16 protein-coding genes and 2 tRNA genes are annotated in these 17,468 nt (G+C 40.6%); 11 read left to right on the forward strand and 7 right to left on the reverse strand.

Annotated elements, in window-relative coordinates; all coding sequences use genetic code 11:
- Both ABF638_RS31015 and nadC read left to right on the forward strand, forming a co-directional pair.
- The coding region (locus ABF638_RS31015; RefSeq protein ID WP_435026710.1) for a hypothetical protein at positions 1 to 308 on the forward strand (308 nt) is incomplete at its 5' end.
- A 58-nt stretch (positions 309 to 366) separates the two neighbouring features.
- Positions 367 to 1,233, forward strand: a complete 867-nt coding sequence (gene nadC / locus ABF638_RS31020) for a carboxylating nicotinate-nucleotide diphosphorylase (RefSeq protein ID WP_435026721.1) — start codon at positions 367 to 369, stop codon at positions 1,231 to 1,233.
- A gap of 15 nt (positions 1,234 to 1,248) precedes the next feature.
- Here nadC and ABF638_RS31025 read toward each other — a convergent pair whose 3' ends face one another.
- Complete coding sequence (locus tag ABF638_RS31025; protein WP_435026722.1) at positions 1,249 to 1,581, reverse strand: XisI protein; 333 nt, start codon at positions 1,579 to 1,581, stop codon at positions 1,249 to 1,251.
- A 73-nt stretch (positions 1,582 to 1,654) separates the two neighbouring features.
- On the reverse strand, positions 1,655 to 2,119 hold the full coding sequence (locus ABF638_RS31030) for a hypothetical protein (protein ID WP_435026711.1): 465 nt from the start codon (positions 2,117 to 2,119) through the stop codon (positions 1,655 to 1,657).
- A 254-nt stretch (positions 2,120 to 2,373) separates the two neighbouring features.
- Here ABF638_RS31030 and ABF638_RS31035 point away from each other — a divergent pair, with 254 nt between their 5' ends.
- Positions 2,374 to 3,048 carry a Uma2 family endonuclease gene (locus tag ABF638_RS31035; protein ID WP_435026723.1) on the forward strand — a complete coding sequence of 225 codons (675 nt, stop codon included), beginning with the start codon at positions 2,374 to 2,376 and terminating at the stop codon, positions 3,046 to 3,048.
- A 39-nt stretch (positions 3,049 to 3,087) separates the two neighbouring features.
- On the opposite strand, the gene ABF638_RS31040 is transcribed toward ABF638_RS31035, so the two are convergent.
- Positions 3,088 to 3,591 carry a GNAT family N-acetyltransferase gene (locus ABF638_RS31040; protein ID WP_435026713.1) on the reverse strand — a complete coding sequence of 168 codons (504 nt, stop codon included), beginning with the start codon at positions 3,589 to 3,591 and terminating at the stop codon, positions 3,088 to 3,090.
- Between the two features lie 712 nt (positions 3,592 to 4,303).
- On the opposite strand from ABF638_RS31040, the gene ABF638_RS31045 reads away from it, so the two are divergent.
- Positions 4,304 to 5,248, forward strand: coding sequence for a hypothetical protein (locus ABF638_RS31045; protein ID WP_435026714.1), 945 nt, complete (start codon positions 4,304 to 4,306; stop codon positions 5,246 to 5,248).
- 68 nt (positions 5,249 to 5,316) lie between these two features.
- Here the strand turns inward: ABF638_RS31045 and ABF638_RS31050 are convergent, their stop codons facing one another.
- On the reverse strand, positions 5,317 to 6,987 hold the full coding sequence (locus ABF638_RS31050; protein WP_435026715.1) for a dipeptide ABC transporter ATP-binding protein: 1,671 nt from the start codon (positions 6,985 to 6,987) through the stop codon (positions 5,317 to 5,319).
- Between the two features lie 308 nt (positions 6,988 to 7,295).
- Between ABF638_RS31050 and ABF638_RS31055 the strand changes: the two genes are divergently transcribed.
- Positions 7,296 to 7,538, forward strand: a complete 243-nt coding sequence (locus ABF638_RS31055) for a hypothetical protein (RefSeq protein WP_435026716.1) — start codon at positions 7,296 to 7,298, stop codon at positions 7,536 to 7,538.
- A 20-nt stretch (positions 7,539 to 7,558) separates the two neighbouring features.
- Here the strand turns inward: ABF638_RS31055 and ABF638_RS31060 are convergent, their stop codons facing one another.
- Positions 7,559 to 8,341, reverse strand: a complete 783-nt coding sequence (locus tag ABF638_RS31060) for a TrmH family RNA methyltransferase (RefSeq protein ID WP_435026717.1) — start codon at positions 8,339 to 8,341, stop codon at positions 7,559 to 7,561.
- Positions 8,342 to 8,413: 72 nt separating this feature from the next.
- Positions 8,414 to 8,494: transfer RNA gene (locus ABF638_RS31065), tRNA-Leu, on the reverse strand.
- A 408-nt stretch (positions 8,495 to 8,902) separates the two neighbouring features.
- On the opposite strand from ABF638_RS31065, the gene murA reads away from it, so the two are divergent.
- The gene (murA, locus tag ABF638_RS31070) at positions 8,903 to 10,270 is read left to right on the forward strand and encodes a UDP-N-acetylglucosamine 1-carboxyvinyltransferase (protein ID WP_435026724.1); all 1,368 of its coding nucleotides are present in this window, start codon (positions 8,903 to 8,905) and stop codon (positions 10,268 to 10,270) included.
- Positions 10,271 to 10,969: 699 nt separating this feature from the next.
- Here the strand turns inward: murA and ABF638_RS31075 are convergent.
- On the reverse strand, positions 10,970 to 12,592 hold the full coding sequence (locus tag ABF638_RS31075) for an iron uptake porin (RefSeq protein ID WP_435026718.1): 1,623 nt from the start codon (positions 12,590 to 12,592) through the stop codon (positions 10,970 to 10,972).
- Positions 12,593 to 12,933: 341 nt separating this feature from the next.
- Between ABF638_RS31075 and ABF638_RS31080 the strand changes: the two genes are divergently transcribed.
- From ABF638_RS31080 to ABF638_RS31100, 5 genes are all read left to right on the forward strand, one after another.
- A complete protein-coding gene (locus ABF638_RS31080; RefSeq protein WP_435026725.1) occupies positions 12,934 to 13,950 on the forward strand; it encodes a metal ABC transporter substrate-binding protein in 1,017 nt (338 codons plus the stop codon).
- 85 nt (positions 13,951 to 14,035) lie between these two features.
- Positions 14,036 to 14,812, forward strand: coding sequence for a metal ABC transporter ATP-binding protein (locus ABF638_RS31085; RefSeq protein WP_181929302.1), 777 nt, complete (start codon positions 14,036 to 14,038; stop codon positions 14,810 to 14,812).
- 52 nt (positions 14,813 to 14,864) lie between these two features.
- Positions 14,865 to 15,737: a metal ABC transporter permease gene (locus ABF638_RS31090; protein WP_435026719.1), complete on the forward strand. Its 873-nt coding sequence runs from the start codon at positions 14,865 to 14,867 to the stop codon at positions 15,735 to 15,737.
- A gap of 74 nt (positions 15,738 to 15,811) precedes the next feature.
- Positions 15,812 to 15,884: transfer RNA gene (locus ABF638_RS31095), tRNA-Phe, on the forward strand.
- A 169-nt stretch (positions 15,885 to 16,053) separates the two neighbouring features.
- Positions 16,054 to 17,187, forward strand: coding sequence for a tyrosine-type recombinase/integrase (locus ABF638_RS31100; RefSeq protein ID WP_435026720.1), 1,134 nt, complete (start codon positions 16,054 to 16,056; stop codon positions 17,185 to 17,187).
- Positions 17,188 to 17,468: the final 281 nt, after the last annotated feature.

Below are 17,468 nucleotides of genomic sequence, written 5' to 3' on the forward strand. Positions count from 1 at the left end.
TGTTAAGCATACCGCCAGCGTTCATCCTGAGCCAGGATCAAACTCTCCGTTTTGTATTGGAAAGCTCTATAGCTCAATTAGCTGCTCTTTTAAAACTTCAGCTTAGTTCTCTTTATTTGCTTGACGCAGGCCACTTGTTGTATAATGGCTTTCAAACTATAATATTTTCAAGGTTCGGTGTCCTTCAGGCGTCGCTCTTTCGCGCTCCGCTTCAGGCACTTATTCAATATAGCGAACCTACCTCTTTGTGTCAACTACTTTTTCCAAAATATTTTGGGATTGTTTCTTCGTCACTATCAAAGCCTTAGGGAGTAAGGGTTTTAGGCTATAGTATTGCTGGATGTCACTAAGGAAGCAATTAAAGTTGTGAGGAATTCTGGTATTTTGCCGCCCTGGTTGGTTTTAGATCCACTGTTGCGTGGCTGGTTGATGGAGGATATTGGCAGGGGCGATCGCACCACAAATACCCTACTAATAGAAGATGTGACTCTAGGCTCTGCTAAATGGATCGCTAAAGCTTCAGGGATAATTGCTGGCTTACCAGTTGCAGCTAGGGTGTTTCAAATTTTGAATGAAAAAGTCAGCTTTGTGGCGGTTGCGGCTGAAGGCGGATGGTGTGAGCCGGGACAGGTAGTAGCTGAAATTCATGGTTCGCTGGATGCGCTGCTGATGGGGGAACGGGTGGCGCTCAATTTGGCTATGCGGTTGAGTGGGATTGCCACGCTCACTAATATATATGTAGAGAAAATTGCAGATTTACCTGCTCAGTTGGTGGATACGCGTAAAACTACGCCAGGGCTGAGACTGTTGGAAAAGTACGCGACTGCTTTGGGTGGGGCGATTAATCACCGTATGGGTTTGGATGATGCAGTGATGATTAAGGATAATCACATTACGGCGGCTGGGGGAATTGGAGAAGCTGTTATGCGTATTCGTTCTCAGATTCCTTATCCCTTGACTATAGAGGTTGAGACAGAAAGTTTAGAGCAGGTGAAAGAAGCTTTGAAGTATAAGGCTGACATTATTATGTTGGACAATATGCCTTTGGATATGATGCGTCAGGCGGTGGAGTTGATTCGCCAGCAGGATAGCCGAGTGAAAATTGAAGCTTCGGGGAATGTGACTTTGGAAACGATTCGCGCCGTGGCGGAAACGGGTGTTGACTATATTTCTAGCAGTGCGCCGATTACTCAATCGAAGTGGCTGGATTTGAGTATGAGGATTGTACTTTAAATAAAATGAGGCGAATCATCTTACTGCAAAGTCGGTGTAATGTCGCATTTTTGGAGGATCAAAGCCTAAAACAATGTCTTCTTTGGGGACACTGAGTTCAACCAACTGGTTTGCAATCCTAACTTCAGTACTATCTTGTTGAATCCAAATCTTGCGATCGATAATGTCGAGGTGAAGGACAGTGCCATACAGTCGCTTTGAGCCACACCAACCAACGTAGACTAGTTGGTAGTGGTAGCGTTCCGTATCGAAAATAGTTTGGGCTTGGATGCGATCGTCCCACACGAGTTTAGCGCGTTCTGTTAGCAGGTTTTGGATGTGTTGTCGGTATTCGTTGACGGTAGCTATTGTTGAATTACCTCCCCATCAATATTGTAAATCAACAGGAAAAACTGATTTTACCGAATCAATTACCTAATTCTTACTTTCCTTTTAAGGCTCTTTGGCGATTACCTGGTAAAAATCCAAATACTTTTGATAGTATCGGTGGCAAGAATGGTCTGACTAAGGTTGGTAAGTTATTCATAATTGCTTCTGTCAATTTATTTAGAATACCCAAGGTTTCCTCAACCCAAGTAGGCTGTCTTTGACTAATTTCCATATTTACCAAAAAAAGCTTTTCTTCTAAATTTCCTCTTTCTTCATGATAGTAATTAAAATCATTGTTACTTAGCTTTCCTGCATTGTGCCAATTAGAAACATCATCTCCTAATTTCTCAGTGATAGAATAAATCTTAGCATGATGTTCTGAATTTTCTAAATCTTCAGGAGAGTATCTATGAATTTCCAAAATCCAGAATCCTTGCTTTTGGTGTATCTTAGACTTAAGTAAATCGATTTCATTAAAAGCTCTTTGGAAAGCAACTTGAATTATTTTCGTACTCATAAATAGCTACGATATGGAATAAATTATCTCAACATTACACTTAAAGGAAAGAGCAGATAAGTGTTATATTTATTGTTTTGACACATATCCAATTATTTTCCCATAGAAAAAATACTGAGTTGATTTATACACTCACTAAATAAAAGTACTTAATCTATCGCACCAGCTTTGCTCAAGCTAGGATGCGAAATAAGAAGAGCAAGAAAAAAGCGATCGCTAACTCATCCTCTAAGAATTACCTGAGAATCATTGCAATGGTTACACAGTTACCATCTTCCACCCAAAAAGGCATTATTTACCCTGACAGCGATGGACAGCCAATGGCAGACAATACTAAGCAGTTTGAATTAATTGTCTGGATTAAAAATAATTTAGAACTGCTGTTTGGCAATGTTCCAAATGTGTTTGTCGCTGGAGATTTATTGTGGTATTCGGTGGAAGATGATAACAAGCTCCGCCAAGCTCCTGATGTGATGGTAGTATTTGGTAGACCAAAAGGATACCGAGGTTCTTATCAACAGTGGCTTGAAGACAACATTCCCCCACAGGTGGTATTTGAGATTTGGTCGCCTGGAAACCGAATCTCTAAAATGGCGAAAAAATTAGAGTTTTATGAGCGCTACGGTGTGGAAGAATATTATCTGTATGAACCTGATGTGGTTGACTTGACAGGCTGGCAGCGACGGAACTCAAGATTAGAAGTGATTGACCAAATGGTTGGTTGGGTCAGCCCTCGATTGGGGGTGCGTTTCGAGTTGACTGAAGAAGAACTGCAAATTTATCGTCCTGATGGCGATCGCTTTCTGACTTTTTTGGAACTAGACCAACAACGACAGCAAGAAAGACAACGAGCAGAACAAGCTGAAGCCCAGTTAGAAGCTCTCCGTACTTTACTACAAGAACGCGGGATTAATCCAGACCAATTGTGATCGAATTTAATTTACAAGTCTCAGAAAATAGCGATCGCCTTAAACAACAGTTTTACTAATTTGCAGTCCCATGATCACTAAGTCCCGTTCAACGCTGTCAAGTTCGGCAACTTTAGGCAAATGTCCCCAGCGCTGAAAACCAAATGTCTCAAAGAGTTTTAAACTGGGCTGATTGTGGGCAAAAATGAAGCAGATTAGGCTCTTTAGACCCAAATTAGGACTTTCGCTAATTGCTTGTGCTAAAAGTTGCCGTCCCAAACCACACCGATGAAAGCTAGGGGCTATGTAAATACTAATTTCGGCAGTCTTACTGTAGGCGGGGCGCCCATAAAATGATTGGAAACTAAGCCATCCAGCGATTACTCCGTCTACTTCGATTACCCAAAGTGGTCTTTGTGAAGGCGATCGCCCCTTAAACCAAGCAAGGCGACTTTCCACAGATACTGGTTCTAAGTCAGCGGTTGCCATGCGGCTGGGAACTGCGGCATTGTAAATTGCCACAATTGCAGGCAAGTCAGTTTCAGTCGCATGGCGAATAGTCATTGTTACCGTGTCAAACAAATCTTCAGAAAATATTCAAAAATAATACAGTGTTAACAGTAGCAATTTTACGGCTTCTATCGTAATTCTCACAGATACTTTGTCACATAGGGGCCTCGTACTTTACATAAGATAATGGTTAACCCTACTGCAAGTATGCGATGCACCACTACGGAAGACACCACAGTTGCTATAACTAAAGGAAAATTCCAACGGACTACCTACTGTATTTTGTGTAAGAAAGAAATTTTATAACTCCTTACTTCTAAAGTATAAGCTTTTATTCCTAACGTATCATTCATTATTCATCCTACAGAAATAGATCATCTTACCATGTCAGGAAAAATCAGCTTTTTTCTCTAGATATTTATATATCTTTTTTGTCCAATTGAGATAATTTAATTTTTTAATTTGGCAATGATAAATATTTGATTAACGTTGTAATTTTAAGCTTTCCATCAGATTGGATAATCTTAAATCCTTTAACGGCAAGACTTACAATTAATTTCATTATGACTGTATATACATAGAAATCAGGATTGTATATAACAATCAATAAGCTGTATTTTGTAACCATATTTACAAGGAGCTTATTTAAATTCGTAGTAATCAGCACAATTTCTATATATAGCTAAAGACAGAGGTAGTTACCATGTATGAATCTTTATAATTAAAATAAAAATAACTCTAGCTATATAAAATAAGTAAAAATATTATGTCTATTAAATGTTTAAATATTAATGATAAATTAAGTAGTACTCCAGATAGTAATATTTCAAATATTGTTGAAATAGCGCTTTTTATAGATAAAATAAAAAATAGTATTTGGCTTTTTGGTATTCCATCTTGGCTTTTCGGAATAACCGATAGAAGTATAGCTGCATTTGCCGATGGTTCTTTATCTGCTATAGAAATATTTCAGCTATTTACAGCCTCTTTCTTTTTTATGAGTTGGCTATATTTAAAACCAGAAGAAAGCTTCAATAGCAATGATTTAGACCCCAGCCAATATCAAGAATATCTCGCTCGTACTCAAGCTAAAAAGCTTCAAATAAGAAAGTTACACATGATTAGCCAGGAGTATATTTTACCTTTCCCCTATATTTGCCAAATTTATCATCTATTGAACTTAAAACATTTAGAAACAGTTCATAGATTTAGCCTTAATAATCTTAAAATTCTTAATATCAGCCAGTTTCAAACTACAAATGTTGGTGGTAAAATCACATTTCAAACGATATTAGATTCACCAGCTAATCCTTTGAGAATTTGGCGACAGCCAACTGTGGAGGTAGATTTAATATTACATACTCCCTACACTGTTGAACTAAGTATTCCAGTCTATAATCACAAAAGGATAATTGTGATATTTCATGCTTTCCCTTTAAATGACTCAGAGCATCAATTGTTTATAGATATTTATAGTGACTTAGAGTGGCCAAAGCCATTATTACAAATAATATTGCATTTTGCTTCTTGTTTGACACTTTTTGAAGATTTGCCGTATCTCAGAGCTTTAGCTGAGAAAAATATAGAGCGTTTATTCAACTTAAGTAGGACTTCAAATCACGAGAGTGCGTTACTGTTTAAAAGGTTTGTTGAGCTATATGGATCGAGTGGAGAAGCAACTAAATTACTTGAGGGTAGGGAAGAAGGTTAGGAGACGCGATTAATCGCGTCTGTACAGGAGTTAGGAGTTTAAAACTTCTAACTCCTAATTTTACTTAGTTAAGCGCGTGCTAGTAATGGGGCAGCTGCTAGTAAGGTTTTGGTATAAGGATGCTGAGGATTGGCAAAAATCTTTTTTGTAAGACCGAGTTCGACAATTTTACCGCCATTCATTACGGCAATACGATCGCACAAAAATCGAGCTAACCAAAGATCGTGAGTGATGAATAGATAAGTTAACTCAAACTCTTCTTTTAATTGCAACATCAAATCCAGCACTTGCGACTGCACACTGGCGTCTAACATACTCACGGGTTCATCACAGATTAAAAGTTTAGGGTGAGTAATCAAAGCACGAGCGATCGCTACTCTTTGCTGTTGTCCACCAGACAAATCCGATGGATAACGCTCATAATACACTTCTGGCGGTGTTAACCCAACTTTATTTAGCATCCACAAAACCTGTTCTTTTGCTTTGACAGGATTGGCTAAATTGTGGATAAATAAAGGATCGGCGATACTCTGTCCCACTGTCATCGCTGGATTGAGACAAGCATGAGGATCTTGAAAGATCATTTGTATTTGTCGCCGTGAAGAACGAATTTCTTGACGCGACAGTTTAGTTAAATCCTGTCCTAAAAACTCAACTTTGCCACTAGTGGGACGAATTAGTTGCAAGATTGTTCGTGACAGTGTGCTTTTACCACAACCTGATTCGCCTACTAAACCGAGAATTTCTCCTGGATAAAGATCCAAGTTAATTCCATCTACTGCTTTAATTGTCTGCGCTTGTGTGTTAAGCAGTCGTTCTATAAAGTTAGGTTCGATGGTGTAGTGTTGCTTAAGTTCTGTAACACTCAAAATTGGGGATTGCTGATTAATAATCGGTAATTGCTTTTCTCCGTCATTGGCAATTATCAATTCTCCACTATCATTTACTGCTTGAATATGTAAAGCTGCTTTTAAAAGCGATCGCGTGTATTCATGTTGAGGTTGCCTAAATACGGTTTCTGTAGCACCCATTTCGACCATCTTGCCGTTGTACATCACGCCAATGCGATCGCAATACTCAGCCACCATTGCTAAATCATGAGAAATCAGCAACAGTCCCATGTTTTCTTCACCGCACAGGCGGGTTAATTCTGTCAATATCTGCGCGGAGACGGTGACATCTAAACTGGTGGTGGGTTCATCGGCAACAATTAACTTGGGGTTGAGGAGTAAAGCTAAAGCGATCGCTACCCGTTGTCGCATTCCGCCGCTAAACTCATGAGGATACTGATTCCAACGACTAGCTGGAATATTCACCTTTGCCAAAGTAGCAAGTGCTTTTTCTTTGGCTTCCCGCGTTGATAATTGTGGTGAGTGCGCCTGGAGGGTTTCGATACAATGCTTACCAATCGTCATCAGTGGATCGAGACGTGTCATGGGATCTTGAAAAATTAACGCGATCGCCTCTCCCCGAAATTTCCGCAACTGGTTGGGTATCAAGTCAAACACTGATTGTCCTTGAAATGTCACCCGTCCCTCAACACGACTAGAGGCTGGTAGTAAACGCATTACTGCCCGTCCGATAGTTGATTTACCACAACCTGACTCTCCCACCAATCCCATTCTTTCACCTGGTTTCAAGGTGAAAGATACATCATCAACCGCCCAGCTTGCTTCTTCTCCACTCCGTGCAGGATAGGCAACTCGCAGATTTTCGATACAGAATAAGGCTTCACTCATAGTTAGTTATCAGCCCTGAGCTGCCAGTTTTTATAATTTCAAATTTAAGATAGTCTATCAAATTAAGTATTAGAACTGTTTTATAAAACTTACCTCAACGTAGCCAAACTTGATTTAGTGTACCCGTAGCGATCTGCCTCCTCTCATAAATCTCCAGTCTTAGCAATTGGAGACAGCTATCGATATTCTTGATAAGCACTGCTAAAGTTGATACAGCACACAACTATGATGTTATAAGTGCAAAATTTAAATCTGTAGGAACTAGAATCAAAATTAAGTCAGTAAATCAGGATTTTCAAATTAATATTATGGAGCAAAGCCAGCCAGAACAGCGCCGCGCCGCTGATCAAGTGTTTCAACAATCCCTCGAACAGTTGGAGGATATCTTACAAGAAATTTCAACTGAGGAAGAAGATATCCCCGAACTGCATACTAGTAGTCTCACGGAAGTAGAACTCGACGAAGACTTGATAGATATTGATTTAGCGGCTCTTGAGGATGCAGTTGCTGATATTGAACAATATCTCGAAGAAAAAACAAAAACCAAATAGGTGTAAAAAGTTAAAATTCATTACTGGCAAATCAATTGCCGTTGAGCTTCGTACAACATTAAAGCGGCTGCGATCGCTACATTCAAAGATTCCACCCCAGGGCTCAAAGGAATTCTGACTTGCTGATCTGCGATCGCTGCTAAATCTGCCGACAATCCAGCACCTTCATTTCCCAGTAAAATCAGACTGGGTTTTCGCCAGTCTACTTCCCAATAAGTTAAAGTCGCATCAGGTAAAGTTGCTACTACCTGCATTCCTGCCTGCTGACTTTGTTGCACTGTCGCTTTTAAATCTTCGGTTACGGCTGTTTGTAGGCGAAACCATTGTCCTGCTGAAGCACGTAGAACTTTGGGGCTGTCTAAATCTACACTATCTTCACTTACCCACAAGCCTGATGCTCCGGCGGCAGCAGCAGTACGAATCATCGTACCCAGGTTGCCGGGATCTTGTACGGTTTCTAAAGCTAGCACTAAACCAGTAAATGGTAGTTGAGTTTGCTGTTGGCCTCGTTTTGCCGTTGCCACCACACCATCAGGTTGGACTGTGGTAGCGATCGCATCTAAGACTTCTCTGCTGACAATTTCGGCGCGATCGCATCGACTACAAGCTTCTTCCCACAGTGAAGGGTGGGCTGCTTGCCAATCTGGGGTACAACATACTGTTTCTAGGGGATAATTCACCGCACAAGCTTCTTCTAACAGGTGCGTCCCTTCTAGTAAAAATAACTGCTGCTTGTGCCGCTCCTTCGTGGAGTGCAGCTTGCGAATTTGCTTGACTAAGGAATTTTGTAAACTGGTCAACATTTTTTAGTTGTGAGTGCTGAGTAGTGAGTGCTGAGTTTTTCTTTCTCAGCACTCACTACTCGGCACTGGTTATGCGGAACCCGGGACTTGAACCCGGAAGCCTTGCGGCACTAGAACCTGAATCTAGCGCGTCTGCCATTCCGCCAGTTCCGCTGGCATTTGTGCTTATCGACAATTTCTTATTATTGCGTTATGTTTTAAATTTGTCAAGTAAAACTGTAATTCCTTGTTAAAAGGCTCAAACTATAAACGAGCTTTTTAGGAGATCGATCAAATAAAAATATTAACTCAACAGTAGAGCATTGATTTTTAGAGAACACTTAAGTTATTTTACTGAGTATTTTTTTTTGCTTAAAAATACTACTTATTCATTCTTTTTTTGAAAATTTTTAAAAAGCTCAAAATGCCTGCTGCTGCTTATTCTCAGCCCGGATTATTTACCCAAAAAACAATTTTTTTATGCAAGACGTTGCCCTAAAACGTGGACATTTTGAATCTTTACTGTAGAATCAAAACCAACTTCAAACATATAAAATACGTATTACTTTTGGAGGTAGGCTTATTAATCCTTCTACCAGCTTACCAGATGCGAAAATTGCTCCAGAGGCAGACTCCTCAGTCTTGCAAATTTGGGGTGGGCATCCTTTGCGGGGTCATGTGAAAATTAGCGGGGCAAAAAATTCAGCATTGGTAATCATGGCTGGAGCCTTGCTGTGTCCCGGCGATTGTCGTATCCGTAATGTTCCCTTATTAGCGGACGTTGAGCGGATGGGTCAGGTGTTATCGGCCTTGGGTGTACAATTAACACGGCAAGGTGACATTTTAGATATCAACGCCAGCGAGATTAAAACATCAAAAGCTCCCTACGAACTAGTTACCCAGTTGAGAGCGAGTTTTTTCGCCATTGGTGCCATTCTGGCAAGATTGGGAGTAGCACAAATGCCCTTACCAGGCGGTTGTGCTATTGGCGCAAGACCAGTTGACTTGCATGTGCGCGGACTGCAAGCAATGGGAGCGGAAGTACAAATTGAGCATGGCATTTGTAATGCCTACGTCCCTGGCAGCAGCCGGAGATTAAAAGGTGCGAAGATTTACTTAGATATCGCTAGTGTTGGAGCGACAGAAAACTTGATGATGGCGGCTACCCTAGCAGAGGGTGAAACAATCATCGAAAATGCTGCCAGAGAACCGGAAGTAGTTGATCTAGCTAACTTCTGTAACGCGATGGGAGCGAAGATTAAGGGCGCGGGAACTAGCAGGATTATTATCGAAGGAGTCCCCAAGTTGCATTCTGTTGACTACAGCATTATTCCCGATCGCATTGAGGCCGGGACGTTTTTGTTAGCAGCAGCAATTACCCGCTCAGAACTTATCCTCTCGCCAGTAGCTCCAGAACATCTCATCCCAGTGATTGCCAAGCTGCGGGATATTGGAGTGACAATAATTGATGAAAAGCCTGACCAATTACATATTCTGCCAGCGGAAAGCCTTAAGGCAACGGATATTGAAACTCAATACCATCCAGGTTTTCCCACAGATATGCAAGCGCCATTCATGGCTTTGCTGACATTGGCAGAAGGCGACAGCGTAATTAACGAATCCGTCTTTGAAAATCGCTTGCGTCATGCCTCAGAGTTGAATCGTTTGGGAGCAGACATTCGTGTTAAAGGCAATGCTGCTTTCGTTCGAGGAGTACCAAAATTGTCTGGCGCACCAGTCTTAGGTACAGACTTACGAGCATCAGCCGCGCTAGTCATAGCAGGACTGGCAGCAGAAGGGCAAACCACGATTCAAGGACTACAGCACCTCGATCGCGGCTATGATCGACTCGATATGAAATTGCAGCAGTTGGGGGCTAAAATCCTCCGCGTGGGCGAAACATCAGCAGATGCAGAAATCGCTCCCAGCGTCAGTAGCCTGTCAAGTTGAAATTGATCGGTTGAAACTAGCGCAGGGACAAGGGAGATGAGGGAGACAAGGTAAAATTTTCTCCCTTACCTCCACTATCTATACCCTCCGCTCTGCTGAATTCTTCTGATAGATAGAGGCTTTTAAGCTTTGTTCATATCTTTTTTTGATGAATTTTCAAGAAAAATCTGTGTTGGCTGTTACAATATTGTTAAGAAAAGTTGCCCGTTGCATTTTGGGAACGCGCAATTGGGTTTTAACTCTCTTGAGAAGACAACGCAAAAAAAACATTTTCTAGACCAGCTGTGGGAGGCTGGTCTTTTTGTATTTAAAGTACTCATGCATTGGTTATCTGATAAATCACTACGAACACTTTGAGCATCTATGGTTAGTAACTTCAAGCCTCTAACTGATAATGCTAAAAAAGAGAGGTTTTTAAGTAACTTCCGCAATTACTCTGTTTCATCTGCGTTAAATCTACTAGAGATTTTCAGCAGATATTACATCTATATTCCAATACGGTTCAGTTAAGAGACGCGATAAATCGCCGTCTCTACAAGTGTTTTGGTCTTATCTGAACTGTATTGATCTGTATTCAGAATCTACTATAGTGTTTTGAGATATCAAGCCCAGCAAAAATACTGAGGTTTATTTGTGAGGCCACACACAAAATAAAAGACGCAAATTTATCTTTTGCGTCTTCTTTTAAGATTTTAAAAATTAGAAACTGAATGTGGTTCTCAATGCACCAATAACAACATCATCGTTGTTGTTATTGTGATCTGGGGATGTTAACCAGATGACTCCTGGAGTAATGGTGATATTGTCACTCAGTTGATATTGGTAGAAAGCCTCAAGATGATAGGATGTATCAGGATCACTAGCCAATCCTGCGATACTAGAACTTGTTAATTTAGGTTCCACACCAGCAATAATACCAGCCAAACTTCCTTTTTTACCGAGGTCAGGGAAGCCAAGGGTGACAGCATAGTTCCAAATATCAACATCTCCACTGGTTCCTCTTAAACTTTGACTGTTGGTGTATCCAGCCCAACCACCCAAAACGATGTTATCCGTGATGCCAATGGATGCTTGGACACCGTAAGAATTACTGGAAAATCCTACTTGATCTTCTGGTAAACCCTGGATAGCTGCTATATCCTGGAAAGTGGCGGCATTGCTACCTGTGAGTAGTGGTTGGTTGTAGGAATTGATGTAAGTTAAACCGATAGAAATGCGATCGCTTGGTTTAACTGTCAACTGCGCCAGCGCACCATAAGCACCATTGAACAAACCATTGTTGAGGGTAGGATCATTCGCTGTACCACTCAAATACCCTAGACTTAGTGCCAATTTGTCACTGAACTCGTGCGTTACTCCCAACCCCGCGCCGCCTATTTGGCTATAAATTGGGTTGCGTGTACCAAAGGTAGACAAAGCACCAAAAGCACCATCACCGTCAAAGAGATTAACAGTGCTGGTAACGTCGTCTGCTGCACCTCCATTAGCGATCGCGATAACCTGTGTTTTTTCGCCCAAAGGAAATCTGTAGAACAGTGCATCTATTGCTGCATTGGTAGTACCATCCTCGCCAGCAAAGAATAAGTTACCCTCTGGTGTACCAATATTCGGGCTGATAATATTATTAGCCTGGATTCTGGTAAACAGTGTATCTTGTCCTGTGAAGCTGGTGACAAATTCTACCCGCGCCCGTACTCCTAATGTTGTGTTCTCGTCTGTAATTTCTGCACCGTTGACTGTATTTCCTGACAAAACATCGCTAACGACAGCAACAACTTGTCCTTGCAGTTTGGTTGTGGTTGAGAACTGATTCGCCTCCAATTCAGCAGTGCGTACTTCTACTGCATCTACACGACCTCTAAGTGTCGCCAGTTCTGCGGAATAATCTTCTTGCAGCTTTTGTAATGTGGCTAAATCTTCTTTGTTAACTAAATCGCCTGTAGCTGTTGCAATTAGTTCGTTAACCCGATCAAGACAAGCATTCAAACCGGCAGCAAACTCATATCGCGTTAATGCCCGATTACCGCGATAAGTGCTATTTGGGTATCCTGCAATACAGCCATAGCGCTCAACTAACGACTGCAATGCTTGGAATGCCCAGTCGGTGGGTTGTACGTCAGAAAATTGAGACACGGAGGTAACTTGCCCTATTGTCTGATCTGGCGCTATGTTCTGAGTTTTTGTGTCTGGATTGGCTAAAACTTGCGGTTGGTTGATTTCAGATTTACCGAAAATTTCACCTGCAAATGCAGCAGTATTCACAAATAGCATTACGCTACAAACTGCTGGACTAACTAGCAGATATTTACAGAATTTTTGCATTTTTTTCCTCACACCGATTTCCACTTCACACCTAAAACACGTTTACAAAAACGTTTATTTCATGAAAATATTTCTCAGTAATTTTATCAGAACTAAGCAAACTTTTTAACAAAAAAAAGTCAAGAAATCCTAATTATTCAGGGAAAACTAAATTGCAGAGGGCTGTACTGTCTGCAAAAGTTTTGTTGTTATTCATTACACAGCAAATCCAGAATGATATGATCTGCTGGGAATGAGAATGAGAATTATTATAGTATAAAATCAATAATCAGTCTCATTGTCAATAGGAATTGCGACTGAGGCAAAACAAGCATCCGTTTTGAGGGGAAAACACCGTGATAATGAATTACAGGGGACTTAGAATAGGCAGACAAAGAAGCAGCATCTTGTCTATAATTGCTCTGCTAATGTTGTCAATGGCTAGCTGTAGCCAATCGAATCCGAATCAGGGAACAACTTCCGAACAGTCGCCGCAAGCACAGGAAGCTGCTTCTACCCCAACGGCGCAGTCGGGAAAAACTAAAGTAGTGGCGACATTTTTGCCGATATATTTGTTTACTAAGGCAGTAGCTGGAAACGTGGCAGATGTAGAAATTCTAGTGCCGCCTGGTACGGAGGTACATGAATACCAAGCGACACCACAAAATGTCAAAGCGATCGCTACTGCGAATGTGTTAGTAAAAAATGGTTTAGGTTTGGAGGAATTTCTGGAAAATACTATCAAAAATGCAGAAAATAAAAAACTAACTGAAATTGATGCCAGTAAAGGTATTAAACCTTTAAATGAAATTTCACCTGTTGTAAAAACAGCGAAAGAGGAAAAAGACCACGACCATAATCACAGCCACGCCCAAGGTAATCCGCACGTTTGGTTAGATCCAGTTTTGGCAAAACAGCAAGTAACAAATATTCGGAATGGATTAATTGCTGCTGATCCAGCGAACAAAGCTATTTATGAAACTAATGCTGCTGCTTATATTAAAGAATTAGAAATTTTGAACAGCGAATTTCAACAGACGTTGCAAAAAAATCCTAGTTGCACCTTTATTACATTTCATGATGCGTTTCCATATTTAGCTCAACGCTATAAACTCAAGCAAGTTGCTGTGGTACAAATTCCCGAAGATCAACTTTCACCAACGGATGTACAAAGTGCAGTCAATGCTGTGAAAAAATATAAAGTTAAAGCTTTATTTAGTGAACCAGGAGTAGATAACAAACTGCTCACCAGCTTATCCCAAGATTTAAATTTAACTTTGCAAACGCTGGATTCTTTAGAAACTGGCGAAACAGATCCACAGCATTATTTCAAAGCGATGAAAGCTAACTTGCAAACTCTAGAAACGGCTTGTAAATAAGTTTGTCATTTGTCAGTTGTCCTTTGCAAATGACCAATGACCAATGACCAATGACCAAGAACCAATGACCAATGACCAATGACAAATGACAAATGACATTGCTATTTTGAAAGTAGAAGGATTAACTGTCTATCAAGGCAGCTATCTAGCTGTTCGAGATGTTTCCTTTGAATTATTGCCAGGAACAGATACAGCCATAGTTGGCCCCAATGGTGCTGGTAAAAGTACCCTGGTAAAAGCAGTTTTAGATTTGATACCTCGAAGTGCTGGTACGATTGAAATATTAGGCCGCCCAATTGCAAGACTGGGGCGTTTACGTCACTTGTTGGGCTACATGCCGCAAAATTTCATTTTTGACCGTAGTTTTCCCATTTCTGTCAGCGAATTAGTGGGACTGGGATGGGCTAAGGAACGAAAAAGAGGGGATTTGTTTTTTTCCAAGCTGTGGAGACAAGACCGAGAAAAATCGGCAGCAGTAACAGAAGCTTTACGGCGAACTGATGCTTATCATTTACAGCATCAAGCTATTGGTACTCTTAGCGGTGGTCAACTCAAGCGGGTTTTATTGGCTTATTGTTTGGTAATGCCTCGGAAACTGTTGGTACTAGATGAAGCCTTTGCTGGTGTTGATGTGCAAGGTGCAGCAGATTTTTACGCTTTGCTAAATGAATTAAAGCGAGAAGAGGGTTGGACAGTATTGCAAGTTTCCCATGATATTGATATGGTAAATCGCCACTGCGATCGCGTGCTTTGCCTAAACCAAAGCATTGTTTGTACTGGTAAGCCAGAAATTGCCCTTTCACCGCAAAACCTTTTAGCAACCTACGGCCCAGGTTTCAGCCGCTATCAGCACCAACATTAAAATAATTCGTAATTCGTAGTTCGTAATTCGTAATTCAACTCACAGAATAAGTATGGATTATTTTTTCAATGATTGTCAGATAGCTTGGCTTGCGATCGCCAGTAGTAATGATTTACTAGAGTTATTACAACTTGCTTCTATACAGCGTGCGATCGTAGGTGCTGCGTTGATGGGCATACTTGGCGGGATGTTGGGTAGTTTTGTCACCTTACGCCAGTTATCCTTTTTCAGCCATGCGGTTGGTCATGCAGCATTGGTAGGTGTGGCGTTAGGTGTGCTGCTACAGGTAAATCCTACTTGGATGCTATTACCTTTTACCTTAGTTTTTGGTGTTATTGTTCTCTACTTCATCGATAAAAGCGACTTAGCGAGCGATAGCGTACTTAGCATAGTGTTATCTGGGGCATTAGCGATCGGTTTAATTCTCACGAGCCTAATTAAAGGATATCGTGGCAACTTGATGGCTGTGCTGTTTGGGGATATTTTAGCGATCGATACCACAGATTTGATTTTGACGCTGTTAGTACTTGTAGGAGGTAGCATATTTTTACTGTCAACCCTGCGACAGCAAATTTTATTGACCCTTAACCCCGATGTAGCGCAGGTTCAAGGCGTTCCTGTCCAATTGTACCGCTATGCTTTTGTGGTCTTGCTTTCACTCGCCGTTGCTGTAGCGATTAAAGCTGTTGGCGTTTTACTGGTAAACGCCTTTTTGGTTATTCCTGCTTCCACCGCCAAACTGATGAGTCACCACTTTAGCCGCTTTCTAGTCATGTCAGTGATTGTTGGTTCCGTCAGCAGCATTGCTGGCATCATGGTGTCAGGTATTTTCAACCTTGCTTCTGGCCCAAGTATTGTTCTTGTCCAGTTTCTACTATTTGTAGCCGTTTTCATCTGGTTTAAGTTGAAATTGACAGCCGCCTAAATATTTTTTTCTAAGGCCTTGCTATATTCTTTGATGTTTGCTACATTTATTAATCGTGGCTCACAAAAGCCCCAGCCGGGATAGCTCAGTTGGTAGAGCAGAGGACTGAAAATCCTCGTGTCACCGGTTCAAGTCCGGTTCCTGGCATACTTTAAATAGGTAAAAAGCCTTGATATATCAAGGATTCAAGAAAACCACCCTAGTAACGGTAGAAAAACTAGTGGTGGTTTTTACATTTTTTAACTTGACCTTGACTATGAATTGACTATGATGGCAGTAGAGCAGAGGTTTTCATAGTCAAGGTAAGAATATGGTAATGAAGGTAGAACATAAGGCATCTAAAGGTTCAGTCGGTGTCGAATCATTTCAAGAAAGACTCAGACTACGTTTACCACGTCATCTTTACAATGGGAAGCAAAAATATCTAACTCTGGGAATGGCAGATAATCCAGAGAATCGTAAGTTAGCAGAAGCTAAAGCAAAGCAAATTGAATCAGATATTGCATTTGAACGCTTTGACCCCACATTAGCTAAATATAAACCCCAAACTCATTTAACTCTGGTTGCACCTATAACAGAAGGTCAGCAACAAACAACATTGATCGAGTTATGGGATAAGTACACAGATTATAAGTCTAAAACTTTGAGTGTAACCACTATTAACAAGGATTATAAAAAAACTAAAAACCACATTGCTAGTTTACCAACACAGAAGCTTTCAGAAGCTGTAATAATCAGAGACTCCTTACTCAAGACATTAACACCTAATGCAACAAAGCGTGTCCTGACTCAATTAAAAGCTTGTTGTGATTGGGCAATAGATTCTGAGTTGATTAGTAGTAACCCTTTTGTGGGGATGTCACAGAAGGTAAAAGTAGCTACAAATGATGAAACTATCAACCTATTTAACAAAAGTGAGCAAGAACAAATTATCACGGCTTTTGAGAGAAATATATACTACAGTCATTACACAAACTACGTTAGATTTTTATTCATGACAGGTTGTAGAACTTCTGAAGCTATAGGTTTAACTTGGGGTCACATCAATGGTAATCTAACTCTAATTACCTTCTGTGAAGCTGTAGTAGAAGGGAATCGTAAAGATACTAAAACTCATAAAAGTCGCAAATTTCCTGTTAATCAATCACTTAAAGAGTTGTTAGTTTCCATTAAACCAAGTAATCCTAATGCAGATACACCAGTCTTTAAAGCACCCAAAGGTGGTTTAATCGATGCTCACAATTTCCTTAATCGAGCTTGGAAAACTGTACTATCTGAGTTAAATATTCCTTACCGTCCCCAATACCATACACGACATACCTTTATCACAAATTGCTTAGAAGCTGGTATCAGTGTGGTACAGGTTGCTAAATGGGTAGGTAATTCACCAGAGATAATAATGAAACACTATGCAGGGACAATAAGACAAGTACAAGTACCAGAACTATAACTGTATCCATCATACTCGCACTATCAGCACTCCTAATACATACAGTAGCAAGGGATAGTAAACACACAATACTATCCTTTTTTCTTACCTCATGTAACATCTAATAGTTATTTCATCTAACGGCACTCTAAACATTAACTAAATTACTATAAACAAGTTACTCTAGGACAACTAAGTTGAACAGCTAATTGCATTTACACTAATTCAATCAGCAATAGATATGATAGCAGAAATGTTGAATCCTAATACAAAACTTTACATATCTAGTTACACTAACTCTA

Source organism: Nostoc sp. CALU 1950 (assembly GCF_051172895.1).
Classification (GTDB): domain Bacteria; phylum Cyanobacteriota; class Cyanobacteriia; order Cyanobacteriales; family Nostocaceae; genus Nostoc; species Nostoc edaphicum_A.